The organism is Halorubrum ruber, assembly GCF_018228765.1.
GTDB lineage: Archaea > Halobacteriota > Halobacteria > Halobacteriales > Haloferacaceae > Halorubrum > Halorubrum ruber.
On sequence record NZ_CP073695.1, the window covers coordinates 195,307 to 219,029 of the forward strand.

At 67.7% G+C, this 23,723-nt stretch carries 25 protein-coding genes and 2 tRNA genes; 14 read left to right on the top strand and 13 right to left on the bottom strand.

All coding sequences use genetic code 11. The annotated features are described in order from the left end of the window. Position 1 precedes the first annotated feature (1 nt). Both J7656_RS00900 and J7656_RS00905 read left to right on the top strand, forming a co-directional pair. The gene (locus J7656_RS00900) at positions 2-1,123 is read left to right on the top strand and encodes an ABC transporter ATP-binding protein (protein ID WP_211553802.1); all 1,122 of its coding nucleotides are present in this window, start codon (positions 2-4) and stop codon (positions 1,121-1,123) included. Beyond that, positions 1,120-2,484, top strand: a complete 1,365-nt coding sequence (locus tag J7656_RS00905) for an oligopeptide/dipeptide ABC transporter ATP-binding protein (protein ID WP_211553803.1) — start codon at positions 1,120-1,122, stop codon at positions 2,482-2,484. The genes J7656_RS00900 and J7656_RS00905 overlap by 4 nt, the downstream gene beginning before the upstream one ends. Positions 2,485-2,546: 62 nt before the next feature. Here J7656_RS00905 and J7656_RS00910 read toward each other — a convergent pair whose 3' ends face one another. The 3 genes from J7656_RS00910 to J7656_RS00920 all read right to left on the bottom strand — a co-directional run bounded on the left by J7656_RS00910 (position 2,547) and on the right by J7656_RS00920 (position 4,827). Further along, positions 2,547-3,044, bottom strand: a complete 498-nt coding sequence (locus J7656_RS00910; protein WP_017341836.1) for a DUF7974 family protein — start codon at positions 3,042-3,044, stop codon at positions 2,547-2,549. A gap of 69 nt (positions 3,045-3,113) precedes the next feature. Continuing rightward, complete coding sequence (locus J7656_RS00915) at positions 3,114-3,530, bottom strand: dihydroneopterin aldolase family protein (protein WP_211553804.1); 417 nt, start codon at positions 3,528-3,530, stop codon at positions 3,114-3,116. A 79-nt stretch (positions 3,531-3,609) separates the two neighbouring features. Beyond that, positions 3,610-4,827, bottom strand: coding sequence for an LEA/WHy family protein (locus J7656_RS00920; protein ID WP_211553805.1), 1,218 nt, complete (start codon positions 4,825-4,827; stop codon positions 3,610-3,612). 178 nt (positions 4,828-5,005) lie between these two features. Between J7656_RS00920 and J7656_RS00925 the strand changes: the two genes are divergently transcribed. The 3 genes from J7656_RS00925 to J7656_RS00935 all read left to right on the top strand — a co-directional run bounded on the left by J7656_RS00925 (position 5,006) and on the right by J7656_RS00935 (position 9,805). After that, positions 5,006-6,325 carry an amidohydrolase gene (locus J7656_RS00925; RefSeq protein WP_211553806.1) on the top strand — a complete coding sequence of 440 codons (1,320 nt, stop codon included), beginning with the start codon at positions 5,006-5,008 and terminating at the stop codon, positions 6,323-6,325. 672 nt (positions 6,326-6,997) lie between these two features. After that, positions 6,998-8,392 carry a DNA primase gene (locus J7656_RS00930; RefSeq protein WP_211553807.1) on the top strand — a complete coding sequence of 465 codons (1,395 nt, stop codon included), beginning with the start codon at positions 6,998-7,000 and terminating at the stop codon, positions 8,390-8,392. A 123-nt stretch (positions 8,393-8,515) separates the two neighbouring features. Next, positions 8,516-9,805, top strand: coding sequence for an adenosylhomocysteinase (locus J7656_RS00935; protein ID WP_017341831.1), 1,290 nt, complete (start codon positions 8,516-8,518; stop codon positions 9,803-9,805). Between the two features lies 1 nt (position 9,806). On the opposite strand, the gene J7656_RS00940 is transcribed toward J7656_RS00935, so the two are convergent. After that, entirely contained in the window at positions 9,807-11,069 is a 1,263-nt protein-coding gene (locus J7656_RS00940) for an RNA-guided endonuclease InsQ/TnpB family protein (RefSeq protein WP_017341830.1), read from the bottom strand. Positions 11,070-11,072: 3 nt separating this feature from the next. Further along, positions 11,073-11,213, bottom strand: coding sequence for a DUF2080 family transposase-associated protein (locus J7656_RS00945; protein ID WP_121596018.1), 141 nt, complete (start codon positions 11,211-11,213; stop codon positions 11,073-11,075). 465 nt (positions 11,214-11,678) lie between these two features. On the opposite strand from J7656_RS00945, the gene J7656_RS00950 reads away from it, so the two are divergent. From J7656_RS00950 to J7656_RS00975, 6 genes are all read left to right on the top strand, one after another. Then, the gene (locus J7656_RS00950) at positions 11,679-11,888 is read left to right on the top strand and encodes an antitoxin VapB family protein (protein WP_211553808.1); all 210 of its coding nucleotides are present in this window, start codon (positions 11,679-11,681) and stop codon (positions 11,886-11,888) included. A 56-nt stretch (positions 11,889-11,944) separates the two neighbouring features. Continuing rightward, complete coding sequence (locus J7656_RS00955) at positions 11,945-12,094, top strand: hypothetical protein (protein ID WP_017341828.1); 150 nt, start codon at positions 11,945-11,947, stop codon at positions 12,092-12,094. Positions 12,095-12,148: 54 nt separating this feature from the next. Beyond that, positions 12,149-12,913 (top strand): endonuclease NucS, encoded by a 765-nt coding sequence (gene nucS / locus J7656_RS00960; protein ID WP_017341827.1) that lies wholly within the window; start codon positions 12,149-12,151, stop codon positions 12,911-12,913. A 130-nt stretch (positions 12,914-13,043) separates the two neighbouring features. Then, complete coding sequence (locus tag J7656_RS00965) at positions 13,044-13,574, top strand: 50S ribosomal protein L16 (protein WP_211553809.1); 531 nt, start codon at positions 13,044-13,046, stop codon at positions 13,572-13,574. Positions 13,575-13,713: 139 nt separating this feature from the next. Further along, complete coding sequence (locus J7656_RS00970; RefSeq protein ID WP_211553810.1) at positions 13,714-15,768, top strand: DEAD/DEAH box helicase; 2,055 nt, start codon at positions 13,714-13,716, stop codon at positions 15,766-15,768. Positions 15,769-15,830: 62 nt separating this feature from the next. Beyond that, positions 15,831-15,901 (top strand) — tRNA-Pro (locus J7656_RS00975). Positions 15,902-16,434: 533 nt separating this feature from the next. Here the strand turns inward: J7656_RS00975 and J7656_RS00980 are convergent. Beyond that, positions 16,435-17,631, bottom strand: coding sequence for a DNA cytosine methyltransferase (locus J7656_RS00980; RefSeq protein WP_211553811.1), 1,197 nt, complete (start codon positions 17,629-17,631; stop codon positions 16,435-16,437). Positions 17,632-17,754: 123 nt separating this feature from the next. Next, positions 17,755-18,366, bottom strand: coding sequence for a beta-class carbonic anhydrase (locus J7656_RS00985; RefSeq protein WP_211553812.1), 612 nt, complete (start codon positions 18,364-18,366; stop codon positions 17,755-17,757). A 199-nt stretch (positions 18,367-18,565) separates the two neighbouring features. Between J7656_RS00985 and J7656_RS00990 the strand changes: the two genes are divergently transcribed. Further along, positions 18,566-18,639 (top strand) — tRNA-Phe (locus J7656_RS00990). Positions 18,640-19,170: 531 nt separating this feature from the next. Here the strand turns inward: J7656_RS00990 and J7656_RS00995 are convergent. The 5 genes from J7656_RS00995 to J7656_RS01015 all read right to left on the bottom strand — a co-directional run bounded on the left by J7656_RS00995 (position 19,171) and on the right by J7656_RS01015 (position 21,472). Then, entirely contained in the window at positions 19,171-19,677 is a 507-nt protein-coding gene (locus tag J7656_RS00995; RefSeq protein ID WP_211553813.1) for a hypothetical protein, read from the bottom strand. Further along, entirely contained in the window at positions 19,677-20,216 is a 540-nt protein-coding gene (locus J7656_RS01000; RefSeq protein WP_211553815.1) for a winged helix-turn-helix domain-containing protein, read from the bottom strand. Before J7656_RS01000 ends, J7656_RS00995 begins: the two co-directional genes overlap by 1 nt. A gap of 95 nt (positions 20,217-20,311) precedes the next feature. Continuing rightward, positions 20,312-20,602: a zinc ribbon domain-containing protein gene (locus J7656_RS01005; RefSeq protein ID WP_017341820.1), complete on the bottom strand. Its 291-nt coding sequence runs from the start codon at positions 20,600-20,602 to the stop codon at positions 20,312-20,314. Between the two features lie 109 nt (positions 20,603-20,711). Next, positions 20,712-20,879, bottom strand: coding sequence for a hypothetical protein (locus tag J7656_RS01010; protein WP_017341819.1), 168 nt, complete (start codon positions 20,877-20,879; stop codon positions 20,712-20,714). Further along, positions 20,876-21,472, bottom strand: coding sequence for a hypothetical protein (locus J7656_RS01015; RefSeq protein WP_026046096.1), 597 nt, complete (start codon positions 21,470-21,472; stop codon positions 20,876-20,878). The genes J7656_RS01010 and J7656_RS01015 overlap by 4 nt, the downstream gene beginning before the upstream one ends. 185 nt (positions 21,473-21,657) lie before the next feature. Between J7656_RS01015 and J7656_RS01020 the strand changes: the two genes are divergently transcribed. Continuing rightward, on the top strand, positions 21,658-21,852 hold the full coding sequence (locus tag J7656_RS01020; RefSeq protein ID WP_004599158.1) for a cold-shock protein: 195 nt from the start codon (positions 21,658-21,660) through the stop codon (positions 21,850-21,852). A gap of 184 nt (positions 21,853-22,036) precedes the next feature. Here the strand turns inward: J7656_RS01020 and J7656_RS01025 are convergent, their stop codons facing one another. Beyond that, complete coding sequence (locus J7656_RS01025; protein WP_017341817.1) at positions 22,037-22,351, bottom strand: 2Fe-2S iron-sulfur cluster-binding protein; 315 nt, start codon at positions 22,349-22,351, stop codon at positions 22,037-22,039. Between the two features lie 159 nt (positions 22,352-22,510). Between J7656_RS01025 and J7656_RS01030 the strand changes: the two genes are divergently transcribed. Next, positions 22,511-23,641, top strand: a complete 1,131-nt coding sequence (locus J7656_RS01030; RefSeq protein ID WP_017341816.1) for a DUF7093 family protein — start codon at positions 22,511-22,513, stop codon at positions 23,639-23,641. Positions 23,642-23,723: the final 82 nt, after the last annotated feature.

Sequence of the window (23,723 nt, forward strand, 5' to 3'; positions counted from 1 at the left end):
TATGAGCGAACCACTACTCAGCGTACGCGATCTCAAGACACAGTTCTTCACCGAGGACGGCACGGTCCGCGCCGTCGACGGCATCTCCTTCGACGTCAACGAGGGGGAGATCGTCGGGCTCGTCGGCGAGTCGGGCGCCGGAAAGTCCGTCGCGACCTCCAGTATCCTCCGACTCGTCGACAGTCCCGGCGAGATCGTCGGCGGCGAGATTGAGTTCAAAGGCAAGACGATCTTCGGGCTCGAAGAGGGCGACGACGGCGAGCTGCGCCCCCGCGACGAGATGCTCACCGAAGAGGAGATGCGGAAGCGGATCCGCGGCCGCGAGATCGCGATCATCTTCCAGGACCCGATGGAGTCGCTGAACCCCGTGTTCACCGTCGGGGGACAGCTCCGGGAGTTCATCGAGATCAACCGCGACTTAGGGGCCAAGGAGGCGAAAGAAGAGGCGATCGACATGCTCAGAGAGGTGGGGATCCCGGCGCCGGAGTCCCGGTACGACGAGTACCCGCACCAGTTCTCCGGCGGGATGCGACAGCGCGTGCTGATCGCGATGGCGCTCGCCTGCCAGCCCGACCTGATCATCGCCGACGAGCCGACGACCGCGCTCGACGTCACCGTCGAGGGCGAGATCCTCGAGATGGTGACCGATCTCCAGGACAAGTACGACACCTCGTTCATCTGGGTCACCCACGACATGAGCGTCGTCGCGGAGATCTGCGACCGCGTCAACGTGATGTACCTCGGCGAGATCATCGAACAGGCCGAGGTGGACGACCTGTTCTACGACACGAAACACCCGTACACGTCGGCGCTGCTCGACTCGATGCCCCGTCCCGACGAGACCGTCGGCGAGCTCAACCCGATCAAGGGGGTGATGCCGGAGGCGATCGACCCGCCCGCCGGCTGTCGGTTCCACTCGCGGTGTCCCGAGGCGCGCGAGGTGTGCCGCGAGGTCCACCCCGAGCCGCGGGACCTGAGCGAGGACGGCGAGGCGCCGCACACGGCCGCGTGCGTGAAACACGACGCGTTCGACGTGGGGTACGACGGGAGCCCACCCATCGAGACGGAGGCCACCGGCGGGTTCTCCGCCGGCTTCACCGAGACCGGGGGTGAGGCGGAATGACGGAAGTCGGCCCGCCGGAGTCGGACCCCGAGGCGCTGTTGCAGGTCCGGGACCTCTGCAAGTACTTCGACAACGAGAGCGGGCTGTTCGCCGGCGTCCAGTTCGACGACGAGTTCCCGTACGTCTCCCGGTCGACCTCCGACGTCCGCGCCGTCGACGGCGTGAGCTTCGACATCAAGGAGGGGGAGACGCTCGGGCTCGTCGGCGAGTCCGGCTGCGGGAAGTCGACGCTCGCGCGCACCGTCCTCCGGCTGCTCGAACCGACCAGCGGGAGCGTCTACTTCCAGGGCGAGGACCTCGCCGAGCTGTCCGGCGAGCCGCTGCGGCGGATGCGGAAAGACATGCAGATGATCTTCCAGGACCCGCAGTCGTCGCTCGACCCGCGGATGAAGGTCGGGCCCATCGTCGAGGAGCCGATGAAGGCCCACGACATGCTCGACGAGGAGGGGCGGGAGGCCCGCGCGAAGGAGCTGTTGGAGAAGGTCGGGCTCGACCCGCAACACTACAACCGGTACCCGCACGCGTTCTCCGGCGGGCAGCGCCAGCGCGTGAACCTCGCGCGGGCGCTGTCGGTGAACCCCGACTTCATCGTCTGCGACGAGCCGGTGTCGGCGCTCGACGTGTCGATCCAAGCGCAGGTGCTCAACACGATGGAGGAGCTCCAAGAGGAGTTCGACCTCACGTACCTGTTCATCGCGCACGACCTGAGCGTCATCCGCCACATCTCCGACCGCGTGGCGGTGATGTACCTCGGGAACATCGTCGAGCTGGCCGACAAAGAGGAGCTGTTCGAGAACCCGAAACACCCGTACACCCGGGCGCTGCTCGACGCGATTCCCGTCCCGGACCCGCGGAACGGCGGGCGGAAGGCGCTCCTGTCCGGCGACGTCCCCTCGCCGATCGACCCGCCCTCCGGCTGCCGGTTCCGGACGCGGTGCCCGGAGGTGATCCAGCCGGACGAGTACGACATGACGGAGGACGCCTGGCGGAACGTCGTGGAGTTCCAGCGCGCGGTCGAGCGCCGGGCGTTCGAGGAGACCGACCCCGACACCCTCCGGTCGCGGTACTTCGGAAACGCGGTGCCGAGCGGCGACGCCGGCACCCTGCTCGACGAGGCGCTCGGGCACATCGAGCGCGATGAATGGGACGACGCCGAACAGATCCTCAGCGAGCGGTTCGCGGACCAGAGCGTCTGCGCGACGACGACGCCCGCCTACGAGGTGCCGTCCGACCTCACCGACGGCCGTCACTACTCGGCGTGTCACCTGCGTCGCGACGAGGCGCTCGCGAGCGCCGTCGACGAGCCCGCGGTCGACGACGCGGCCCGCTCCGGCGCGGGAGCGACCGAAGCGGACGACTGACCGCCCTCCTTTTTCGCCGCTCGGGTCGGCAGAGAAGCTGACAGCCGACCGGCGACCGCCGGCTATCGGATCCGGATCTGCGTGGCGTCCTCGTGGCGCTCGTCGGCGTCGGGGACCGGGACGAACACGGAGACCGTGTGGTCGCCGCGCTCGGCCCGGACGGACCGATCGAGGCCGTCGTCGTCGGAGCGGCGGAACCGCCCGTTCCACGTGACCGTCGCGCGCTTCGTCTCGCCGGCCCGGAGCGACAGCGAGGACTCCTCGGCGGAGACGTAGCGCCGCTCGTCGGTGGCCTCTAAGACGCCGTCGACAGCCCACCCCCACAGGCGGCGGGTCGTCGTGGGGACCTCGACCGGGACCGGCAGGCGGTTTCGGATCGCGACGGTGATCGCGACCGGCTCGTCGGGGGCGTACTCGGCGGCGTCGGTGCTGACGGTCACCTCGATCGCTCGCCGCGCCACCGAACGGGGCACGACGCGGCCGAGGGCCTCGGAGAGGTAGTTCTTCGTCTCGTCGAAGCCGGTTCGGTCCGTCCGACCGTCGTGTCGTCTGTCGACCATGTGGGTCTCTGAAAGCGGGAGATCGGGAGCGTCGACCGCCGTTCGGCTCGCCGTAGGCAGTTCGCGGTACTAAGCGTTCGGGTCGGCGCCGGGCGACGAGTCCGCGTCGAGCGAGGTGTCGGCGTCGCCGGAGCCCGACCGGCCGCCGTCGACCACCTCAACGAGCTTCATCAGGGGATAGCCGTCCTCCATCTCCATCCGCGTGCGGACGGTGACGCCCTCGTAGGCGATCCGCATCCGGACGTCCATCAGCGAGCCGGTGAGCTCGGTGTAGCCGTTCTCGTGGTCGATTGCGTCCGCGACGCGGTCGTCGTGGACCGTCACGTCGACCGCCTCGCAGTGCGGCTGGTTCTCGATCGCCTCCGCCATCGCGGCCTCTAGGCTCCGCGCGCTCGACGGGCTGACGGGCGTGCCGGCGAACTGGTGGTACAGCGAGCCGAACTTGATCCCCGCCTCGAAACACGCCTGCTGGGCGTCGGTTGCCATGCCGGAACGCGGCCGCGGGCGGGCAAGAAGGTTCGGACGGCGAGCGGAGGTGCGCGCCGAGGTGCGGGACGGACCGCGGTCAGCGGCCGACGATCAGCGGAAGCAGCCCGCCGTCGTCGTCGCCAGAGTCGTCGTCGCTCGTGTTGTCGTCCCCGGAGCCGCCGTCGCTCGTGTTGTCGTCCCCGGAGCCGCCGTCGCTCGTGTTGTCGCCGCCACCGTCACTGGTGTTTTCGCCGTCGTCGGTCGTGTTTTCACCGTCGCTCGTTCCGTCGTCGGAGCCGTCGGAGTCGGTCGAGTTCCCGGCGTCGCTCCCCTCGCCTCGGTCGAGCCCCTCGTCGAAGATGTCCGTCTCGATCGTCTCCTCGTATGTCAGCGCGTCCAGCGGGACGGTGAGCTCCTCGCCGGAGGGGAGCTCGACCACCGCGTAGAACTCGATCCGGAGGTCGCTCACCTGGTGGCCGTTGTCCGACTCGTTCAGGTGGGTCACCCACCACTCGTCGAGGCGCTCGTTGCGGAGCGCGGCGGACAGCTCGACCGTCTCGGAGCCGTACGAGGGGATGACGTACTCCGAGTCGGTCGAGCCGGAGCCCATCTCGACGTCGTTCATCGTCACGTCGTAGCCGATCTCGGAGACCACGTACGGTTCGAGGTTGGGATTGTACACGTCGAACTCCATCTCGATCGGCGTCTCTGCCTCGCTCACCGTTCCCCACCGCCCGCGCGTCTCGTTGACGTAGAGGACCGGGTCGTCGACGAGCGGCGCGTCGGCGTTCACGGGTCGCGTCTCCTCGGAAGCGAACGCGCCGATGAGGTCCGTCTCGACCTGCCGGGTGCGGGTGAGGTTCGTGCCCCGACCGAGGAGGTCGGAGGTGATCCGCGCGTCGATCGCGACCGTCGTCCGCTCGTCGTTCCGGACGTGGCTGGTCCACCACGGCGGGATCGCGTCGTTGTCCAAGTCGGTCTCGAACGCGATCGAGGAGTTCCCGGAGGCGACGCTGACCCCCTCGCGGCCGCCGCTCGCCATCTCGACGTCGTTCATCGAGACGGTGTAATCGATCGAGACGCCGTCGAGGCCGACCCCGATCGGGTTCGGGTTCGAGACGACTAAGTCGGTCTCGACGACCGTCGTCTCGTTGGTCACGTCGCCGAAGGAGTTGTTCACGGCGGCGACGCTCGGGACGCCGAGGACGCCGAGGGCGAACGCCCCGCCGACCGCGGCGGCGACGACCGCCAGCGCGACGACGGCGATCCGGAGCTTCCCCGCGGTGAGTGCCGAAACGATGCGGTCGAGAGCCATGTCCGTTCGTTTCGAGCGGCAGATAAAACCGTATCGTTCGCGAAAAACGGGCTCGGCGAGCGGATCGGTCGTCAGCCGGGGTCGACGGACGCGGTCGACGCGCGCGGTCGTCGGGCGCAGTCGACGCGCGGGGACGAGGAACCGAAGGCGTTTGGTGCGGCGGGCGGAACGGGCGGACATGAACCAGCTCCGCGTGAGCAGCGGACGAGTGCTCCGGCCCGACGGCCGGGTCGAGCGGGCGGACGTCGCGGTCGACCGCGACGAGGGAACGATCCGGGCCGTGGGGTCGCCGGACGAGGTCGACGACACGCTCGACGGGGCGGCCGCCGAGGCGCTCGACGCGTCGGGGTCGCTCGTGATCCCGGGGCTCGTCAACGCGCACACGCACGTCGCGATGACGCTGCTCCGCGGGTACGCCGACGACAAGCCGCTCGACCCGTGGCTCCGCGAGGACATCTGGCCGGCGGAGGCCGAACTGACGCCCGACGACGTCGAGGCGGGGGCCGAGCTCGGCGCCGTAGAGATGATCCGGTCGGGGACGACCGCGTTCGCGGACATGTACTTCGCGATGGACCGGGTCGCCGACGCCGTCGACCGCGCCGGGCTGCGCGCGCGGCTCGGCCACGGCGTCGTCACGGTCGGGAAGGACGACGCGGACGCCCGCGCGGACGTCGAGGAGAGCCTCGCGGTCGCCCGCGAGCTCGACGGCGCCGCGGACGGCCGGATCCGGACCGCGTTCATGCCGCACTCGCTGACGACGGTCGGCGAGGAGTTCCTGCGCGAGGGCGTCGCCGAGGCGCGCGAGGCGGGCGTCCCGGTCCACCTCCACGCCAACGAGACGACCGACGAGGTGGAGCCGATCGTCGAGGAGCGCGGGGAGCGACCGATCGCGTACGCCGACGACCTCGACGCGCTCGGCCCGGACGACTTCTTCGCGCACGGCGTCCACGTCGACGACTCCGAAATCGACCGGCTCGCCGCGGCGGGGACTGCGGTCGTCCACTGCCCGGCCTCGAACATGAAGCTCGCCAGCGGGATGGCCCCGGTCCAGCGCCTGCGAGAGGGGGGCGTGACGGTCGCGCTCGGCACCGACGGGGCGGCCTCGAACAACGACCTCGACCTCTTCGACGAGATGCGCGACGCCGCAATGTTAGGGAAGCTGGCCGCGGACGACGCGAGCGCGGTGCCCGCCGAGGCCGTCGTGGAGATGGCGACGCAGGGCGGCGCGGACGCTCTGAACCTCCCCGGCGGCCGGATCGAGGAAGGCGCGGCCGCCGACCTCGCGGTCGTCGACCTCGACGCGCCGCACCTGACGCCGGTCCACGACCCCGTCTCGCACCTCGCGTACGCGGCGCGCGGGAGCGACGTTCGCCACACGGTCTGCGACGGCCAGGTCCTCATGCGCGACCGCGAGGTCCTGACGCTCAACGCCGAAGCGGTCCAGAAGCGCGCCGCGGCCGCCGCGAGCGACCTCGTCGACCGCGTCGAATCGGCGTAGCGAGCAGTGCGACCGCGACCGAACGCGACACGCAAAGCCGACCCACGTCGGCAGTATTTAAATGTCGAACCGGGGTTCGCGTCCTATTTATAAATGAACGTGCGGTGGCGCGTGCCTGCGAGCGGCCGCCTCCAGCGGCCGCGAGCAGCACGCGCGAGGGACGCGGTGAGCGCTCGAAGAGCGCGAACCGCGAGGTTGGGGAGGTGTGAGGCGCTGTGCTGTGCGGGGCGGGACTCAAAGGGGCAGCCGCGAGGGCGGCGCAGGTGACGCAAGGACCGCAAGGAGGGAGCGGTAGCGACCGACTGAGGACCGCAGCGAGCGTGCGCCGCCCTCGCGGCTGGGGCTTTGGAGGTGTTCGCTGTCGATCCGCTATCAACCGTTTATAAGCGAACAGCTGAGGCTTTGGAGGTCATCGCCGCGAGATGGTCGCCTGCTTATAAACGAGGGAACACAACTCGGTCGAGCGCGGCAGTCCCGGAGACGTATCGCGCGCGAGCGGCGACAGACCCGAAGTTGGGAACGAACCCGGCACCGGTCACCGTCGAAACCACCGGCGAGCCCCGATCTACCAAAACAAACGCATCAGCGCCGTTAACCCGGATACAAACCGAATTAAACCGCGTTAAGCGAGTTCGCTTTTTATGTGTGAACAGGGGCTGGACCCGAGTGGACATGAGCGAACGCACGACAGCCATCCTACTGATCGCGGTCGTCGCGCTCGGCGCGATGACCGGCGTCGCGGCCGCCGACGGACAGTTCGACGTGGCCGTCGACACGGACGCGGACGGGACGTCGACGGTCACGGTGATCGAGAACGACACCGCCGTCGAGAACGCCACGGTCGTCGTGAGCGTCGTCGACGCGGAGAACGAGTCGTACGCGGGAGCGGGCGAGTACGAGACGGACGCGAACGGCACCGTCGACCTCGAAGCGCCCGAGGAGGACGTGACGGTCGAGGTCACGGCCGCCGCGGGTAACGACACCGCCGCGACGACGGTCGAGCTCGAAGCCCCTGACGGCCTCGAACTCGACGTGGCGGACACCGACGGCGAGCCGGTCGTCACCGTGACGGACAACGACACCGCGGTCGAGAACGCGACGGTGAACGTCACCGTTGCCGACCCCGCGAACGAGTCGTACGCCGGCACGGGCGACTACGAGACCGACGAGAACGGCACCGTCGGACTCCCCGCCGCCGAGGAGGACGTCACGGTTGACGTGACCGCGACGTACGAGAACGAGAGCGTCTCCGAGACGGTCGAGATCGAGGCGCCCGACGGCCTCGAACTCGACGTGGAGAACACCGACGGCGAGCCGATCGTCACGGTGACGAACGACGACGAGGCGGCCGAGAACGCCTCGGTCACCGTCGAACTCGCCGACGATGCGGGCGAGAACGCCTCCTACGCCGGCACGGGCGACTACGAGACCGACGAGAACGGCACCGTCGATCTCCCCGCCGCCGAGGAGGACGTCACGGTCGAGATCACCGCTGAGTACGAGAACGAGAGCGTCTCGACGACCGCCGACCTCACCGTCGGCGACGAGGGCGACGAGGCCGACGAGCAGGCGTTCGGCCAGCTCGTTCAGGAGTTCATCGACGGGCTCGAGAACCGCGACGGCGGCATCGGCAGCGCGGTCTCGGACTTCGTGACGGAGAACAACCCCGGTAACGCCCCGGACCACGCGGGCGGCCCCGGCGGCCCGGACGAGGCCGACGATGACGACGATGAAAACGAGAGCGACGCGCCGGGCAACGCGCCCGACCACGCGGGCGGCCCCGACGGCGAGGACGACGGCGAGCGCGGCCCGCCGGCCCACGCCGGTCCGGGCGGTGACGACGCGGATGACGACGATGCGGACGACGAGGAGGACGACGCCGACGAGGACGAGACGGAGAACGATGCGGACGATGAGGACGAGACGGAGGACGACGAGGCCGAAGAAGACGAAGCCGAAGCGGAAGACGGCGACGATGACGATGACGACGAAGACGAGACGGAAGATGACGACGACGACGGCGAGAGCGGCCCGCCGGACCACGCCGGCGGCCCCGGCGGTAACTGACGGCTCGAATCGATCGCCGAACTGACGGCTCGAACCGGCCGTCCCTCGAACGACGCGGATTTCTTTTCGCGGTCTCGGTCCGGTGTCGGCAGGGTTTAGTGCGCCGTGAGCGAAGCGAGAGGTATGAGCGAAACCGCGTATCCGCCGGTGTCACAGCACCTCTCGGACGTCGAAGCCGCCCGGGAGGAGGGGCGCCGGAAGATGGACTGGGCGCTCCAGCACATGCCGATCCTCAACGCGCTCCGCGACGAGTTCGTCGACGAGCAGCCGCTCGACGGCGAGACGATCGCGATGGCGATGCACGTGGAGGCGAAGACCGCGAACCTCGTCGAGCTGCTCGCCGAGGGGGGCGCCGAGGTGGCGATCACCGGCTGTAACCCCCTCTCGACGCACGACGACGTGTCGGCGGCGCTCGACGCCCACGAGTCGATCACCTCCTACGCGGTCCGCGGCGTCGACGACGAGGAGTACTACGACGCGATGCACGCCTGCATCGCCCACGGGCCCACCATCACCGTCGACGACGGGATGGACATGGTGAAGCTCGTCCACGAGGAGTACCCCGACCTCATCGACTCCATCGTCGGCGGCGCCGAGGAGACGACCACCGGCGTCGACCGCCTGCGCGCGATGGACGCCGACGGCGAGCTTCACTACCCCGTCTTCGCGGTCAACGACACGCCGATGAAGCAGCTGTTCGACAACGTCCACGGCACGGGCGAGTCGTCGCTCGCGACGATCGCGATGACGACGAACCTCTCGTGGGCCGGGAAAAACGTCGTCGTCGGCGGCTACGGCCAGTGCGGGAAAGGCGTCGCGAAGAAGGCCTCCGGCCAGAACGCGAACGTCATCGTCTGCGAGGTCGACCCCCGGAAGGCCTTAGAGGCCCACATGGAGGGGTACGAGGTGCTCCCGATGACGGAGGCCGCGAAGAAGGGCGACGTGTTCATCACGACGACGGGCAACCGCGACGTGATCACCCGCGAGCACTTCGAGGAGATGGACGACGGCGTCCTCCTCGCGAACGCCGGCCACTTCGACGTGGAAGTCAACCTCGACGACCTCGACGACCTCGCGGTCGACCGCTACGAGGTCCGCGACGGCGTCGAGGGGTTCGAGATGGAAGACGGCCGCGTCCTGAACGTCATCGCCGAGGGGCGGCTCGTCAACCTCGCGGCGCCCATCGCCCTCGGCCACCCGGTCGAGGTGATGGACCAGAGCTTCGGCGTCCAGGCGGTCGTCGTCCGCGAGCTCGCGGCGAACGGCGACGCGTACGACGCCGGCGTCCACGACGTGCCCGACGAGCTCGACCGCGAGGTCGCGGACATCAAGCTCGCCGCCGAGGGCGTCGAATACGACGAGCTCAGCGACGAGCAGCGCGAGTACATGGGGAGCTGGGAGCACGGGACGTGAACTACCCCTGCCTACTCGCCGCCTTCGGCGGCTCCTTGAGACAGGGGCTTCCTGCTTCCACGACACGCTTTGCAGGAACCGGGGTAGTTCCCGCAGGGAGCGCAGTCTCCACAGGCGTTTCTTCGGAGTGACCCACTCCTAGTTCGGTGAGTCCGCGAGAGAGAATGTTCCACGCTGCGTTTGCGTCTCTGTCTGCCTCGAAGCCACAGGCAGGACAGGAATGTTCTCGAACCCACAGCGGTTTGTCGGTTTCGACGCCACACTGAGCGCACTCTTTGGTGGTGCCATCTGGATCGACTTCCACGAAGTGCGTGCCTTCCCGTTCACACTTCGTTTCGAGCATGTCGGTGAAGGTAGTCCACGCAGCTGACGCCGTGTTGCGGCTGTTTCGCGGCGATTCGAGCATCCCTTTGACCTCAAGGTCTTCGACGGCAACCAGTTCGTACTCCCGAGCGTAGTAGTTCGAGAGTTTGTGTAGGAAATCATTCCGCTTGCGCTTGATGGCGAGATGGCACTCAGCGACACGCCGACGTTGGTTCTCCCAATTGTTCGACCCACGCTCTTTCCGGGAGAGTTTCCGTTGCTCCCATTCGAGCCTGTCACGTTCTTCAGAGAGGTCGAGTGATTCGACCGCTGTGCCGTCTGTATCGTGGGCATACTTCAGAATACCCACGTCAATCCCGACCATCTCGTCAGTGTCAATATCCTCCAGCGGTGGCTTGGCTGGCGGTTCTGTGTCCATCTCGATGCCGAAGATGGCGAACCACTCGCCAGTTTTCTCCTTTTTGAGCGTGACTTCCTTGACCGTAGCGTCGTCAGGCAGCGGTCGGTGGAACTCGATGGGGATGGCTGCGAGTTTCGACAGTGACAACACAGTCTGCCCACTCTTCTTGTCGAGTTCGAAGCCAGACTGGTTGTACGTAAAACTGCGAAACTCCCGAGGTGACTTCCACCGAAGTTCACCGACTTTGTAGCCCTGCTCTTTGAGGTTTCCGAGAGCTTTGACGTTCTTGGCGACCCGCATGACGGTGGGCTGGAGTACCTTCGAGTAGACATCAGTGAGTGCATCCCACCAGTCTTTGAGATCGGGAAGCTCGTCACGGATTTTGCGGACACGCTGTTTGACGGTACCCTCGTCTTCGGGGATTTGGTTGAAGCGGTACAGGGCGTGGTTATAGAGTTGTCTACAGGTATCGCGGTGGTAGTCCAGCGTCTCGCGCTGGTCTTCTGTCGGCTTGAGGCGATACCTGTAGTTGTAGTTCATCGGTTACTCGTCAGGCTCAGAGGTTCTGACGATTTTTACGTCTGCGCCACGCCACCGTTTTGGGACGAGGACGTGTGCGCCGTTGCCAGTGGCTTTCACCTCGCCGTCGATGACTTCGTGGCCTTCGATTTCGTGTCTATCCATCACCTGTGTTTAAACTTTGTTTCAACATAACTGTGTCGGTGCGTTGGCCTGTGGGTTGGGAATAGAAGAGTGTATTGACGATGATGACGGCGGTGTATCCCCTCCCTACTGCGCTACTCGGCCTTCGGCCTGCGTTGCTCCTTGAGGAAGGGAGCTTACCGCCTACATTCAGCTAATTCGAGCGCCGGCATCCGAGAAAGGATTTTGTGAGTCTGTATACAACCGCATACCATTCGTCTTTAGTTAAGCTTGATAGTAATACAATTCCGAAAAGTATGCTTGTCAGTATTAGATGTAGGAGAAGCCACAGATGAGACACCAGTACCGGCGAGATCGAGCGATAAGCAACCATCACAAACGGCGTTTTCTTGCCGTATCTGGTGTGGCTGGGCCGTATTTGAGCAAAAACCACAGCTATCGAGTATTACTGAAGATATTAACTAAAGACGAATGAACCGCATACTCATGGCGAAGAGCATCCGCCTCTCCGAGGAGGCCTACGATCGGCTCGCCGCCCACAAGCGGGAGGACGAGACGTTCTCCGACGTCGTTCTCCGGCTCGCCGGCGAGCGATCACTGCTCGAACTCGCCGGCATTCTGAGCGACGACGAGGCCGACGCGCTCCGTGAAGCCGTCGAAGAGCGGCGCGATCGGCGCGCGGCCGAGATAGATTAAACCGACCACACCGCCGCCTTCGACCCGTTTTTGTGCCGCGCGACCGTACCGATCCCATGAACCTGACCGCGGTGTTACACGCCGGGTTCGGCGTATCGGTTCTGGCCGGGATCCTCGTGTCGGACACGACGCTCCGAATTGCCGCCTTCGCGCTCGGCGTCGTCCTCTTCGTCGCCGGCATCGTCGTCTCGCGACGCGGCGACTGAGCGCAACCGAGACGGCGCGCGCCCTTTTTCACTCGCAACCGCCTACGAACCTCAGTGACAGTCACGAGCGTCCACGACCCGAGCCACCGTGAGGCCCTCTGGGAGCTTGAGGACGCCTTCGAGCGCGGCGACCTCGTCAGCGCCTTCGGCACCTGTACAGTCTCGTACGAGGGCCGCGCCGCCTCGGACCTCGGCCCCGGCGACCGGCTGCTCGTGTTGAAGCCCGACGGCGCCGCCCTCGTCCACACCGACGAGGGGCGCAAACCGGTCAACTGGCAGCCCCCGGGGTCGGAACACCACGCCGCGGTGCGCGAGGGGCGACTCCGCGTGCGCTCGACCCGAAGCAACCCCGACGAGAGCCTGACGGTCCGCTTCTCGGACGTCCACCAGCTCTCCGCGATGTCCGTGACGGGCGGCCGCGACCTCACCCTCCACGGCAGCGAGGAGGACCTCCGGACCCGAATCTTAGAGCGCCCCGAACTCGTCGAGCCGGGGTTCGAACCCCGCGAGACCGAACGCCCCTCCAGCGCCGGCCCGATGGACGTTTTCGGCGTCGACGCCGACGGCACGCCGATCGTCGTCGAGCTGAAGCGTCGCCGTGTCGGGCCGGACGCCGTGGGGCAACTGGCGCGCTACGTCCGGGCGCTCCGCGAGGAACTCGGGGTCGATGACACCGCGGGAGGCGACGATGCCGACGGCGACGACGCCCCCGCAGTCCGCGGCGTCCTCGTCGCGCCGTCGGTCACCGACCGGGCCGCGGAGCGGCTCGCGGATCGCGGGTTCGACCACGTCGCGCTCGATCCGACGCCGGAGGAGTGAGCCGGGCGGCGTGTCAACGCGGACCGCGATTCGAGGCGGAACGCCGCCGCTGCCCGCCGAGGAGCCGACGACGCCGCCTCGCTATCGAAGGGTTTATCGCCGCAGCGGGGGCTACATCGGACAAGTAGCCATGTCTGACAAACCCGCCTCTATGTATCGGACGATCGACAAGCCGTCGTACACCCGCCGCGAGTACATCACGGGCATCCCCGGCTCGAAGATCGCTCAGCACAACATGGGCGACCTCTCCGCGGAGCCGGACGACTACCCCGTCCAGATCAGCCTCCGCGTCGAGGAAGAGCTCCAGGTCCGACACGGCTCCTTAGAGAGCGCGCGCCTCTCGGCGAACCGCCACCTGATCAAGGAGCTCGGCGAGGGCAACTACAAGATGACCCTCCGCAAGTTCCCGCATCAGGTCATCCGAGAGAACAAGCAGGCGACCGGCGCCGGCGCGGACCGCGTCTCCGACGGGATGCGCCAGGCGTTCGGCAAGCCGGTCGGCACCGCCGCGCGGCTCGACAAGAACGACGTCGTCTTCACCGCGTACTGCGACGTCGAGCAGGCGTCCGTCGTGAAGGAAGCGTTCCGCCGCGCGTACAACAAGCTCTCGCCGCCATGCCGGATCACGGTCGACCGCGGCGAGAAGATGCTCGTCTCGTAACGGCACCGACTCCCCCCGTCCGTGAGGCGGGTTCTTCTCCGCGCGTTCGCGTGACGTAGCCGCGGCGCCGCGCGTCTCCGAACCGGTTCCGATCCCCGAGCCGAACACCTGAAATACCTCGCTCGCGTACCGCACGCCAGTGTCACAGCAGTTGGCCGAGGTCGAGACGCTGTTCCTCCACGAGGCGCGGAGCGACTACACCGTCGTCGCGAACCGCGACGGCAAGCGCGTGCTCCGCGGGCGGCTCGAACTCAAGGAGACCTCCGCGGGCCCGCGCCCGGGGAAGTTCCGCGTGATCCGCGACGGCGAGGACCACCCCCGCCAGCCGGACGAGTTCGTCGACCTCGCGCGCGCGGCCGGCCGGATCCGCATCTCCGAGCAGACCTCCCCCGAGAACCGAGCGCGGCTGAAGGAGATGCTCGACGGCTACCAGCTGGAGGCGACGGCGGTCCGGACCTGCCGTCGCTGCGCGAGCGACGGGCGATACGGCCCGATCACGAGCGAGGACGCGATCGAACACAACGACGAGCTGATCTGCCGGGACTGCGCCCGCCGGGAGCTAGAGCGGGAGCTGTCGTACAAAGGCGAGTTCACGGGCGCGGCCGAGGAGCGCTTGGAGGAGCTGCTGTACGAGTCGGGCGACTTAGACCGGATCGTGAGCCTTCTCCAAGGCGGGCTCGACCCCGATCTCACGAAGTACGACGAGGTGTCCGCGAACGTCGACGACGTCTCGCCCGTCCGGACCGAGGACCTCGACCTCCACCCGGACCTCTCTTCGCACCTCCAGGGACGGTTCGAGGAGCTGCTCCCGGTCCAGAGCCTCTCCGTGCGGAACGGCCTGCTCGACGGCGACGACCAACTGGTCGTGAGCGCGACCGCGACGGGGAAGACGCTCGTCGGCGAGCTGACCGGGATCGACCGCGCGTTGAAGGGCGACGGGAAGCTCCTGTTTCTGGTCCCCCTCGTCGCGCTCGCCAACCAGAAGCACGAGGACTTCGAGGACCGCTACGGCGACCTGCTGGACGTCTCCATCCGCGTCGGCTCCTCGCGGGTGAACGACGACGGGAACCGCTTCGACCCGGGCGCCGACGTGATCGTCGGCACCTACGAGGGGATCGACCACGCGCTCCGGACCGGCAAGGACCTCGGCGACGTGGGGACGGTCGTCATCGACGAGGTCCACACCCTGAAGGAGGGCGAGCGCGGCCACCGCCTCGACGGGCTCATCTCGCGGCTGAAATACTACAGCGAGAACCGGATGGAGACGCACTCGGGCTACGACGGCACCCAGTTCGTCTACCTCTCGGCGACCGTCGGCAACCCCGAGTGGCTCGCGGAGAAGCTGCGCGCGACGCTCATCGAGTACGAGGAGCGCCCCGTCCCCATCGAGCGGCACGTCACGTTCGCGGACAGCCGGGAGAAGGCGCAGATCGCCGACAAGCTCGTCAAGCGGGAGTTCGACACGAAGTCGTCGAAGGGGTACCGCGGGCAGACGATCATCTTCACCAACTCGCGGCGGCGCTGCCACGAGATCAGCCGCAAGCTGCGGTACGACTCCGCGCCGTACCACGCCGGGCTCGACTACGGGCGCCGGAAGAAGGTCGAGCGCATGTTCGGCAATCAGGACCTCTCGGCGGTCGTCACCACCGCGGCGCTGGCCGCCGGCGTCGACTTCCCCGCCTCGCAGGTGATCTTCGACTCGCTGGCGATGGGGATCGAGTGGCTCTCGGTCCAGGAGTTCTCGCAGATGCTCGGGCGCGCGGGCCGACCGGACTACCACGACCGCGGCCGCGTCTACCTCCTCGTCGAGCCCGACGGCGTCTACCACGGCTCGATGGACCGCACGGAGGACGAGGTGGCGTTCACCCTCCTGAAAGGCGAGATGGAGGACGTGGCGACCCACTACGACGAGACCGCGGCCGCCGAGGAGACGCTCGCGAACGTCGTCGTGGCCGGCAAGAAGGCCAAGCGCCTCAACGACCGCATGATCGGCGAGGTCCCCACGAAGCACGCGCTCGGGAAGCTGTTAGAGTGGAACTTCATCGACGGCTTCGAGCCGACGCCGCTCGGCCGGGGCGTCACCAGACACTTCCTCGCGCCCGACGAGGCGTTCTTCATCCTCGACTCGGTCCGGAAGGGGACCGACCCGTACGACATCGTCGCCGACCTCGAACTGCGCGACGACGAGGAGTGAGGCGAGCGCGGCGCGGAGCGCAACGAAACCCTTTAGCGGCTCTTCGGGGTACGTAGGAGTACGGGACCGTGGGTTAGTGGTATACTCCGAGCCTTGGGTGCTCGTGACCCCGGTTCGAATCCGGGCGGTCCCACTTTTGCGGCGCGAGCAAGTCCGCGAGCGCCGCAGCCGTGGAGCGGATTCGAACCCTACCGGGCGCGCGCAGTGAGCGTAGCGAACGAGCACGTCCGGGTCCGGTTCGAATCCGGGCGGTCCCACTCTGCTCCTGCGAATAGCCTATGAGCAGCGGTGACGGTTTATAAGTAAAGAGGCGGTGGCGCGTGCCTCCGAGTGGCCGCCGGAGGCGGCCGCGAGGAGCACGCGCGAGGGAGTCAGTCGCCGGAGCGAAGCGGAGGCGACTGACGAGGCTGGGGAGGTGTGAGGCGCGGTCGCGGTGCGGGGTGGGACTCAAAGGGGCAGCCGGGAGGCGGGCGCAGGCGACGTAAGCACCGCAACGAGGGAGCGAACGAAGTGAGCGACCGAGTGAGGCGCACAGCGAGCGTGCGCCCGCCTCCCGGCTGGGGCTTTGGCGGTGTCCACCGCCGATCCACCAGCGACTATTTATAAGCAAGCTGCTGGGACTTTGGGATCGGTCAACATACCGGCGGTCACCACCTAAAAAAGATCTCAGGCCAAGTCAGTCAGCGACTGCTGTTCGTACACGTCGGGGTCAGCGGGTGGCGCGTCGCGGACCTCGGGGTAGTACTCCCGGATCTGATTCGCCAATTCTTCGCCCAACCGGACCGGAACCGCGTTGCCGATCTGTTTCATCACATCGGTCTTCGTCCCCTCGAAGACGAACTCGTCCGGGAACGTCTGGAGCCGCGCCATCTCGCGGGGGGTGAGGTAGCGGTCCTCGGTCGGGTGGATGAAGACGTTCGTGCTCACCGTCAGCGAGGGCTCGTCGGGGTCGAGCCGGCGGAGGTACGTCCCGTACCGCTTGACGATCTCCGGCTCGTGGGGACAGGTGTCGGTGTCCTCGCAGTCGCACTGGTACTTCTTCGTCTTCAGGCGGTCGGGGAGATCGCGGTAGTAGCCGCCCGGCGGGACGTGGCGGATGCGTTCAAGCGTCTTCTCGCCGGTGTCCGCGTACGTCATGTTCGGGAGGTCGTCGGTCGCGTCCGCGAGCGCCTCGCCGGCGGTGCGCCAGTTCCCCTCGGGCGTCGTCGGCTCCGGGAACCGGATCGGCACGTCGCGGTCGGTCCCCATGAAGAAGATCCGGCGGCGCTTCTGGGGGACGCCGTACTGCTCGGCCTCAAGCACGCGGTACTCGCACTTGTAGCCGTGCGCCGCGAACTCGTCGACGATGAGGTCCTTCACGTACCGGTCGTCGCTGGTCTGCCGGTTGATAAGGTCGCGGACGTTCTCCATCAACACCAGCTGCGGTTCGAGGACGGAGACGACCCGGAGGAACTCCTCGAAGAGGGTGTTCCGGCGGTCCTTCTCCATCTCGTCGAGCTCGATCTGCTCGTTGTTGAGCCGGCTGAACCCCTGACAGGGCGGCCCGCCGATCACCACGTCGATCCCGTCGGGGTCGTAGCCAGCGCCTGCGACCGCCTCGCGGATCGCCGGAGCGTCGAGCTCGCGGACGTCCTCCTCGACGAACTCGGTGTCGGGGAAGTTGCGTCGGTACGTCTGCGCGGCCGGCTCCCACTGGTCGCTGCCGAGGGCGACGTCGAAGCCGGCGCGCTCGAAGCCTAAATCGAGGCCGCCGCAGCCGGAGAAGAAGCCGGCGACGACCGGCGCGTCGGCGTCGTCGCTCGCGGCGCGCGCGCCGTCCGCGTCGCTCGCGCCGTCCGACCCGGCGTCGCCGTCAGCGCCCACCGACACCACCTCGCCCGACCGCGGGCGCGCGTGCTCGGTCCATTCGTGACCGGATTCGCCACGGGCGTATAAAAACGTCACACCTCGGGCAGCAGAGGGGGAAGCCGCTCGACGCCGCCCGGATCAGGCGCGGCGCTCGCTGATCTCCTCGGCGATGCGCTCGTCGGGGCGGCGGAGCTCGCCGGACTCGACCTCGTAGACGTAGCCGGAGACGGTCGTGTCGTCCGGGATGAACTCCGATTCACGGAGGTACTCGACCTGCGCCGCGCAGGCCGCGTCGATGTCGTCGGTCATTTTCACCCAGTCGAGCAGGTCGGCGTCGCCGATGTTCAGCTCGGGGAGCGAGGGGTCGAGGTCGGCGTTGTCGAGGTCACCGGTCTGCGCTTCGAGCCCCTCGCGGACCGCCTCGTCGGGCGCGCTCATCATGCCGCAGTCGGTGTGGTTGATCACGACGATCTCGTCGGTGTCGAAGAAGTTCGTCGTGAGCGCGGCCGACCGGATCACGTCGTCGGTCACATTGCCGCCCGCGTTGCGGAACACCTGCGCGTCGCCGAGGTCGATGCCGAGCGCCTCCTCAATCGGGATTCGCTCGTCCATACAGGCGACGACGAGGAGGTTCTCGTCGGTCGGGATCCCCTTGCGGCGGCGGCGCGCCCAGTCGTCGCGCGCGTCGACCGCGGCGTCGAGCGTCTCGTGGTGCGTGTCGTGGGCGTCGTGGTCGTCGTGAGATGCCATCAAGAGACCGGAAGGGCCCGAGAAAGGGGGCGGTTGCGGAAACCACGATCCGCGCCGTCGACCCGGATCGACGGCGATATCGTCCGATACCGAGGAACCGAACTGGTGTGTGGGCCCGCAGATCCGAACGACGCGAGCGGGAGCCGCCCGCAGCCTTTCGAAATCCTTTTGTCTCGAATCGGCGTTGGTCCGAGTGCGAGCCGCCTTAGCTCAGACTGGGAGAGCACTCGACTGAAGATCGAGCTGTCCCCCGTTCAAATCGGGGAGGCGGCATTTTCCTGCGAACCTACGAGGGAGCGCAGCGACCGAGTCGTGAGCAGCGAAAATGCTCCCGACCCGATTTGAGCAGACGAGTCGCGAGCCCGAGCGGAGCGAGGGCGAGCGTCTCGGCGAGTTCAAATCGGGGAGGCGGCATGGCTTTTCAGCGCGATCTACATTCGTTAGCCTTGACTGAAGATCGAGCTGTCCCCCGTCCCCGCGAGCGGAGCGAGCGGGGAACAGTGAGACGACCGGAGGGAGTCTCACGCGTTTCAAATCGGGGAGGCGGCATTTTCCTGCGAACCTACGAGGGAGCGCAGCGACCGAGTCGTGAGCAGCGAAAATGCTCCCGACCCGATTTGAGCAGACGAGTCGCGAGCCCGAGCGGAGCGAGGGCGAGCGTCTCGGCGAGTTCAAATCGGGGAGGCGGCATAGCTTTTCAGCGCGATCCGCATTCGTTAGCCTTGACTGAAGATCGAGCTGTCCCCCGTCCCCGCGAGCGGAGCGAGCGGGTGAAGAAACGACGCCGTGCGGCCCCCACCGGACCTACTCGCTCGGGGGCGCAGCGAGATCGAGGCCGACGGGATGTCCCCGGTCCCACTCGACCGCGAGGACGACGTCTCGGAGCGAGTCGAGGCGTCGCTCGACGACGTCCAGCGGATGTGAGTCGATGAACTGCGCCGGCTCGTGCGCGGCGGGCGTCGCGCCGTCGTTGACTTGTAGATGAACCGGACCGAGGTCATCGTGCGTGTCGTCCTGATGCCAACCCACCAGCAGCCTTCGGTCTGGCTCGATCCAGTTGAACCAGTAGTACTCGTGCGGCTCACCAGTCTGTAGTTGAAACCCGATCTCGATCCGCGCAGCCGTCACCGGGTACTCGTCGTCCAGGAACTGCCGCGGGTTCACGTCGGCGACGACACGGTACGGGCCCGCTTCGCGCGGCTCGGCACGTCTCCGTCTGACGGTGTCGAACTCGCCGCCGAGCCGGTTCCCGATGCGGTCGTGGAGCCGCTTGCTCTGAAGGTTCGTCCGGTCAGCGAGGAAAACGACCATTAGGCGAACGTCGAGGGAGAGTCAGTCCGCGGCGAGGAGAGTTCGAGGACGTCATCGTACAGCCGGAGGGCGTGCTTCACGAGCCCGAGTTCCGTGTTGATCGCCTCCCACGTGGCGATCACGTTGCGACGCTCGCGGAGTTCCGCGGCCGAGAACTCCTCGTCAGCGAGGCGGTCCCGGAGCTCGTCGAGCGAACCGGCGTCGTACTCCGCCGCCAGCTCTTCCTGGTCCTCCTTCAGCCCCGTGAGTCGACGCTCCAGTTCCTCACGCGAGTGGGCGTCAATCAGGTCCGTCACCTCGTCGAAGAGCATCCGCACGGGATTCAGGTCGTAGGCTTTCGTCCCGTCGACGGTCGTCTCAGTAACCCAGTCGTCGCTCTCCAGTCGACGAAGTTCATCGTCGGCCGTCGCGCGCGAGACGTCCGCCCGGTCTGCGATTTCCTGTACCGGCGTCGGCCCGTCCAGCAGCTCCGCGACGTGCCGGACGCGCTCACGCCCGCTCATGGTCTCTCTCCACGGTTCGGACTCCGAGTCGGCCATTCGACCGGACGTTGTACCGCTCGGCTCAAATAATTTTGTATGGTTCAGATATTCAGACGGGACCGGTTCCGCGAACGCAGACACCGGAGCGGGCGCTAATTCGGCCCTAACGGCGCCGCACACTCGCGACAGTAAACGAATTCGGCCGCGTTTTCGGCGCCGCACTGCGGACACGTCGAGGGCGTCGCTCCGTCGGTCTCCGGGTCCGCCGGGTCGCGGTCGTAGACGGGATCCTCGGTGTACCGCTCGATCTCGCCCTCGCGCCGCTTGCGGCTCCGCTCGCGGCCCTCGCGGAAGATCGCGATGAGGGCCCGAGCCCCGACTCCCAGCGCGACGAGCAGCAGCGCGCCGGTCGCGACGAGGTAGGCCGTACCGACATCGAGCATGAGGGCTACTACGCGCCGGAGACGTAGATACTGTGGGGTGCCAACACGGAACACGAGCAGACAGGGGCTCCCAGCGGACGAGCCTCGACCCCGGGCGACCGACCGCGGCTCACTCGTCGCCGACGAAGACGGTCGCGAGCCGGTCGCCGCAGTGCGGGCAGTTCAGTGTCTGCCACGTGTCGGGGTCGAGGTCGCCGAACGGCTCGGAGCGGCGGGCGTCCGCGACGGCGACGCTCGCGCCGCACGTCTCGCAGTCGTAGGTGTCGGCGTCGGTCATTCTCCGAGCGAGTACAGCGCGGTCGCCGCGAGGATGCCCGCGGTCTGCCCGGCGCCGACGAGCGCGATTCCCGCGACGGTGCCGCTCTGAGTACCCGCGAGCGCGGCGACGGCCGCGCCCGCGACTGAACACGCGGCCGCGACGTGATGAACGATCGAGCGCGGGACCGTCGGGTCGCGCAGGCCCGTGTAGACGAACGCGGGCGCGGGCAGCAGCATCCAGCCGTAGAAGGCGACGGCGAGGAGCGCGTCGGCCGGGACCGCGCTCGCGAGCGCGGTCCCGTCGCGCGCGAGGAATCCGGCGACGCCCGCGAGCGTCACCGGCGTGCCCGCGAGGATGACCAGCTTCCACGCGCGGAGGACGCCCGTCGCCATGTCGCGCCACGAGGCGGCGACGAAGGCGACGAGCAGGACGCTCATGACGACGTGGGCGACGAACAGCGCGTGCGAAGAGACGACGCCGAGGACCGCCCCGGCGGCGACGCCCCACGCTGCCGGGACCAACAGCGCGGGACTGTTCTCGCGGAGCGTTAAGCCGGGGCCGCCCGCTCGGTGCGCGTGAGACACACGCGTCGCTTTCGCGGCCGGAAGTATAAACGTCGGCGTCGGACGGGACGAGAGAGAACCCGACGGAGCGAACAAGATGTCGTCTCGAATCCACCGCACAGTCAGTTGTCGTCCATGAAACTGGAGCTTTTCGAAGACAAACGTTCGTCGAGCGTCGTGGTAACTGTACACTCGCAATTCTTATCCCCGGTCGGGGACTCTCTATGAACGCAATGGCGACCGGAAAGGTTGATTTCTTCAACGACACTGGCGGCTACGGATTTATTGAGACTGACGACGCGGACGACGACGTGTTCTTCCACATGGAAGACGTCGGCGGCCCGGACCTCGAAGAGGGCCAGGAGCTCGAGTTCGACATCGAGTCCTCCGAGAAGGGCCCCCGCGCGACCAACGTCGTTCGGCAGTAAGCCGATCCGAGAAGGTGGGTCGGTCCGGCTGACGCCGAACGCGACTCTGACACACGGTACCAAACGTTTTCGTCCGCGTCGCGGGCTCACGTCCGCCGCGGCCGTATTTTATTCCTGACGAGCGCGTCGCTCGTCGCGTGCGCCGCGGTCCGTAAAAGGATCGACGAGAGCGTCGCGGCCGCGCTCAGATGTGTTGGCCGAAGAGCCCGCGGCCCTTCGTCACCTCGACGTCTCCCTCGACTTTCGTCTGACACGCGAGGCGGACGTCGTGGCTCGGGTGGTGGGGCGGGAACCAGAGGCGGGCGCGCTCCTTCTTGCTCGGCTCACTGACCTCGCCGTCGACCTGGACCGCACAGGAGCCGCACGATCCGGCGCCGCGGCAGTTGAGCTGCTCCATCTTGCCGTTGTAGACGGAGAGACCGGCCTCCTTGAGCACGTCGCGCAGGTTGGCGCCCTTCTCGCACTCGATTTCCTCGCCCTTGTAGGATACGGTAGGCATGTGAGTACACGGTACGCGAGCGATCCACAAAGAGTCTGTGTCCGCGGCGCGCGGCGCGAAACCGAGCACGGCGACCGCGTCGTCCCGCGATACCGGTCGTGTGCCGAGCGTCGGACGCCGACGGGGCGTTTTTTACCCTCGGCACCGCAGGGTGGCACAATGGGACTCAGGTGTCTGCTCGGACACGACTTCGGCGAACCCGAACTCCAGCGAGAGCGCGAGGAGGAGGGCGACGAGGTCGTCACGACCGTCAAGGAGGTGAAGACCTGCGCTCGCTGCGGCGAGACGCAGATCGTCAGCGAAAACACCGAGGTGACGACGATGGAGCAGCTCGCGGACGAGGTCGCCGCGAACGCGGCCGGCGGGAGCGACGCGGGCGCGGCCGCAACGCCGGAAGGCGGCAGCGGGCCGGCCCCCACCGAAGGCTCGACGCCGGGGACGGCGTCGGGGGCCGACGGCGCGGACGACGCCGCGACCGGCACGGGAGGGCTGACGCTCGACGAGGAGCCCGAAGCCGGGAGCGACGACGCGGTGATCCTCGATGACGACGCCGACGACGCGGGCGACGAGGCCCCCGAAACGGCCGCGGGAGCGTCCCCGGAAGGGAGCGACGCACCGGCGAGCGCGTCGGAGCGCTCCGACGCCGCGGGGGCGCCTGACGCTTCGGGCGGTCCGGACCCGGCGGACGAGGACGCGGAGCTGTTGGACGCGGGCGAGGAGTCGGCGTCGGCCTCGTCCGCCTCCGCCGCGTCGTCCTCAACGGACGCCGCATCGGAATCTGAGTCGAGCGACGAGACAGACGCGGAGAGCGACGACGGCGTGATACTCGACGAGGGCGGAGAGGACGCCGACGACAGGGAGCGCGGCGCGTGGCCCGAGGTCGACGAGGACGAAGCCGACGGCGATGGGTCGGCCGCCTGGCCCGACCACGGCGGCGAGGACGAGGGGTTCAGCGCGGAGGTCGGCGAGGGCGGCGACGCTGGCGTCGAGTTCGGCGGCGGGCTCACCCCGGAGGCCGCGGACCGGCAGGAGGAGGAAGACGGGGGAGAGACGGAGTACGTCGAGGCCCCCGACGACACGGAGAGCGTCGCGTTCGACGCCGGCGACGAGGGCGAGACGGGCATCACCCGCGGCGAGAGCCCCGAGCTGGAGACGATAGGCGACGACGGGCCGACGGAGTACTACTGTCCCGAGTGCGGGATGGTCCGGGCCGCGGACGGGAGCTCGATGCGCGCGGGCGACATCTGTCCGGAGTGCAAGCGCGGGTACGTCGACGAGCGGCCGCAGTAGTCGACGTTAAAAAGCGCCGCGTCGGCGGTCGAAGCCGCCGAGCGGCCGTGACGAAACTGGTTTACGCCGGCCTGTCGAACGG

Bases quoted from the DNA above. Each gene is read 5' to 3' on its own strand.
- J7656_RS00900 (WP_211553802.1), top strand. From the start codon at position 2: ATGAGCGAACCACTACTCAGCGTACGCGATCTCAAGACACAGTTCTTC.
- J7656_RS00905 (WP_211553803.1), top strand. From the start codon at position 1,120: ATGACGGAAGTCGGCCCGCCGGAGTCGGACCCCGAGGCGCTGTTGCAG.
- J7656_RS00910 (WP_017341836.1), bottom strand. From the start codon at position 3,044: ATGGTCGACAGACGACACGACGGTCGGACGGACCGAACCGGCTTCGAC.
- J7656_RS00915 (WP_211553804.1), bottom strand. From the start codon at position 3,530: ATGGCAACCGACGCCCAGCAGGCGTGTTTCGAGGCGGGGATCAAGTTC.
- J7656_RS00920 (WP_211553805.1), bottom strand. From the start codon at position 4,827: ATGGCTCTCGACCGCATCGTTTCGGCACTCACCGCGGGGAAGCTCCGG.
- J7656_RS00925 (WP_211553806.1), top strand. From the start codon at position 5,006: ATGAACCAGCTCCGCGTGAGCAGCGGACGAGTGCTCCGGCCCGACGGC.
- J7656_RS00930 (WP_211553807.1), top strand. From the start codon at position 6,998: ATGAGCGAACGCACGACAGCCATCCTACTGATCGCGGTCGTCGCGCTC.
- J7656_RS00935 (WP_017341831.1), top strand. From the start codon at position 8,516: ATGAGCGAAACCGCGTATCCGCCGGTGTCACAGCACCTCTCGGACGTC.
- J7656_RS00940 (WP_017341830.1), bottom strand. From the start codon at position 11,069: ATGAACTACAACTACAGGTATCGCCTCAAGCCGACAGAAGACCAGCGC.
- J7656_RS00945 (WP_121596018.1), bottom strand. From the start codon at position 11,213: ATGGATAGACACGAAATCGAAGGCCACGAAGTCATCGACGGCGAGGTG.
- J7656_RS00950 (WP_211553808.1), top strand. From the start codon at position 11,679: ATGGCGAAGAGCATCCGCCTCTCCGAGGAGGCCTACGATCGGCTCGCC.
- J7656_RS00955 (WP_017341828.1), top strand. From the start codon at position 11,945: ATGAACCTGACCGCGGTGTTACACGCCGGGTTCGGCGTATCGGTTCTG.
- J7656_RS00965 (WP_211553809.1), top strand. From the start codon at position 13,044: ATGTCTGACAAACCCGCCTCTATGTATCGGACGATCGACAAGCCGTCG.
- J7656_RS00985 (WP_211553812.1), bottom strand. From the start codon at position 18,366: ATGGCATCTCACGACGACCACGACGCCCACGACACGCACCACGAGACG.
- J7656_RS00995 (WP_211553813.1), bottom strand. From the start codon at position 19,677: ATGGTCGTTTTCCTCGCTGACCGGACGAACCTTCAGAGCAAGCGGCTC.
- J7656_RS01000 (WP_211553815.1), bottom strand. From the start codon at position 20,216: ATGGCCGACTCGGAGTCCGAACCGTGGAGAGAGACCATGAGCGGGCGT.
- J7656_RS01005 (WP_017341820.1), bottom strand. From the start codon at position 20,602: ATGCTCGATGTCGGTACGGCCTACCTCGTCGCGACCGGCGCGCTGCTG.
- J7656_RS01010 (WP_017341819.1), bottom strand. From the start codon at position 20,879: ATGACCGACGCCGACACCTACGACTGCGAGACGTGCGGCGCGAGCGTC.
- J7656_RS01020 (WP_004599158.1), top strand. From the start codon at position 21,658: ATGGCGACCGGAAAGGTTGATTTCTTCAACGACACTGGCGGCTACGGA.
- J7656_RS01025 (WP_017341817.1), bottom strand. From the start codon at position 22,351: ATGCCTACCGTATCCTACAAGGGCGAGGAAATCGAGTGCGAGAAGGGC.
- J7656_RS01030 (WP_017341816.1), top strand. From the start codon at position 22,511: ATGGGACTCAGGTGTCTGCTCGGACACGACTTCGGCGAACCCGAACTC.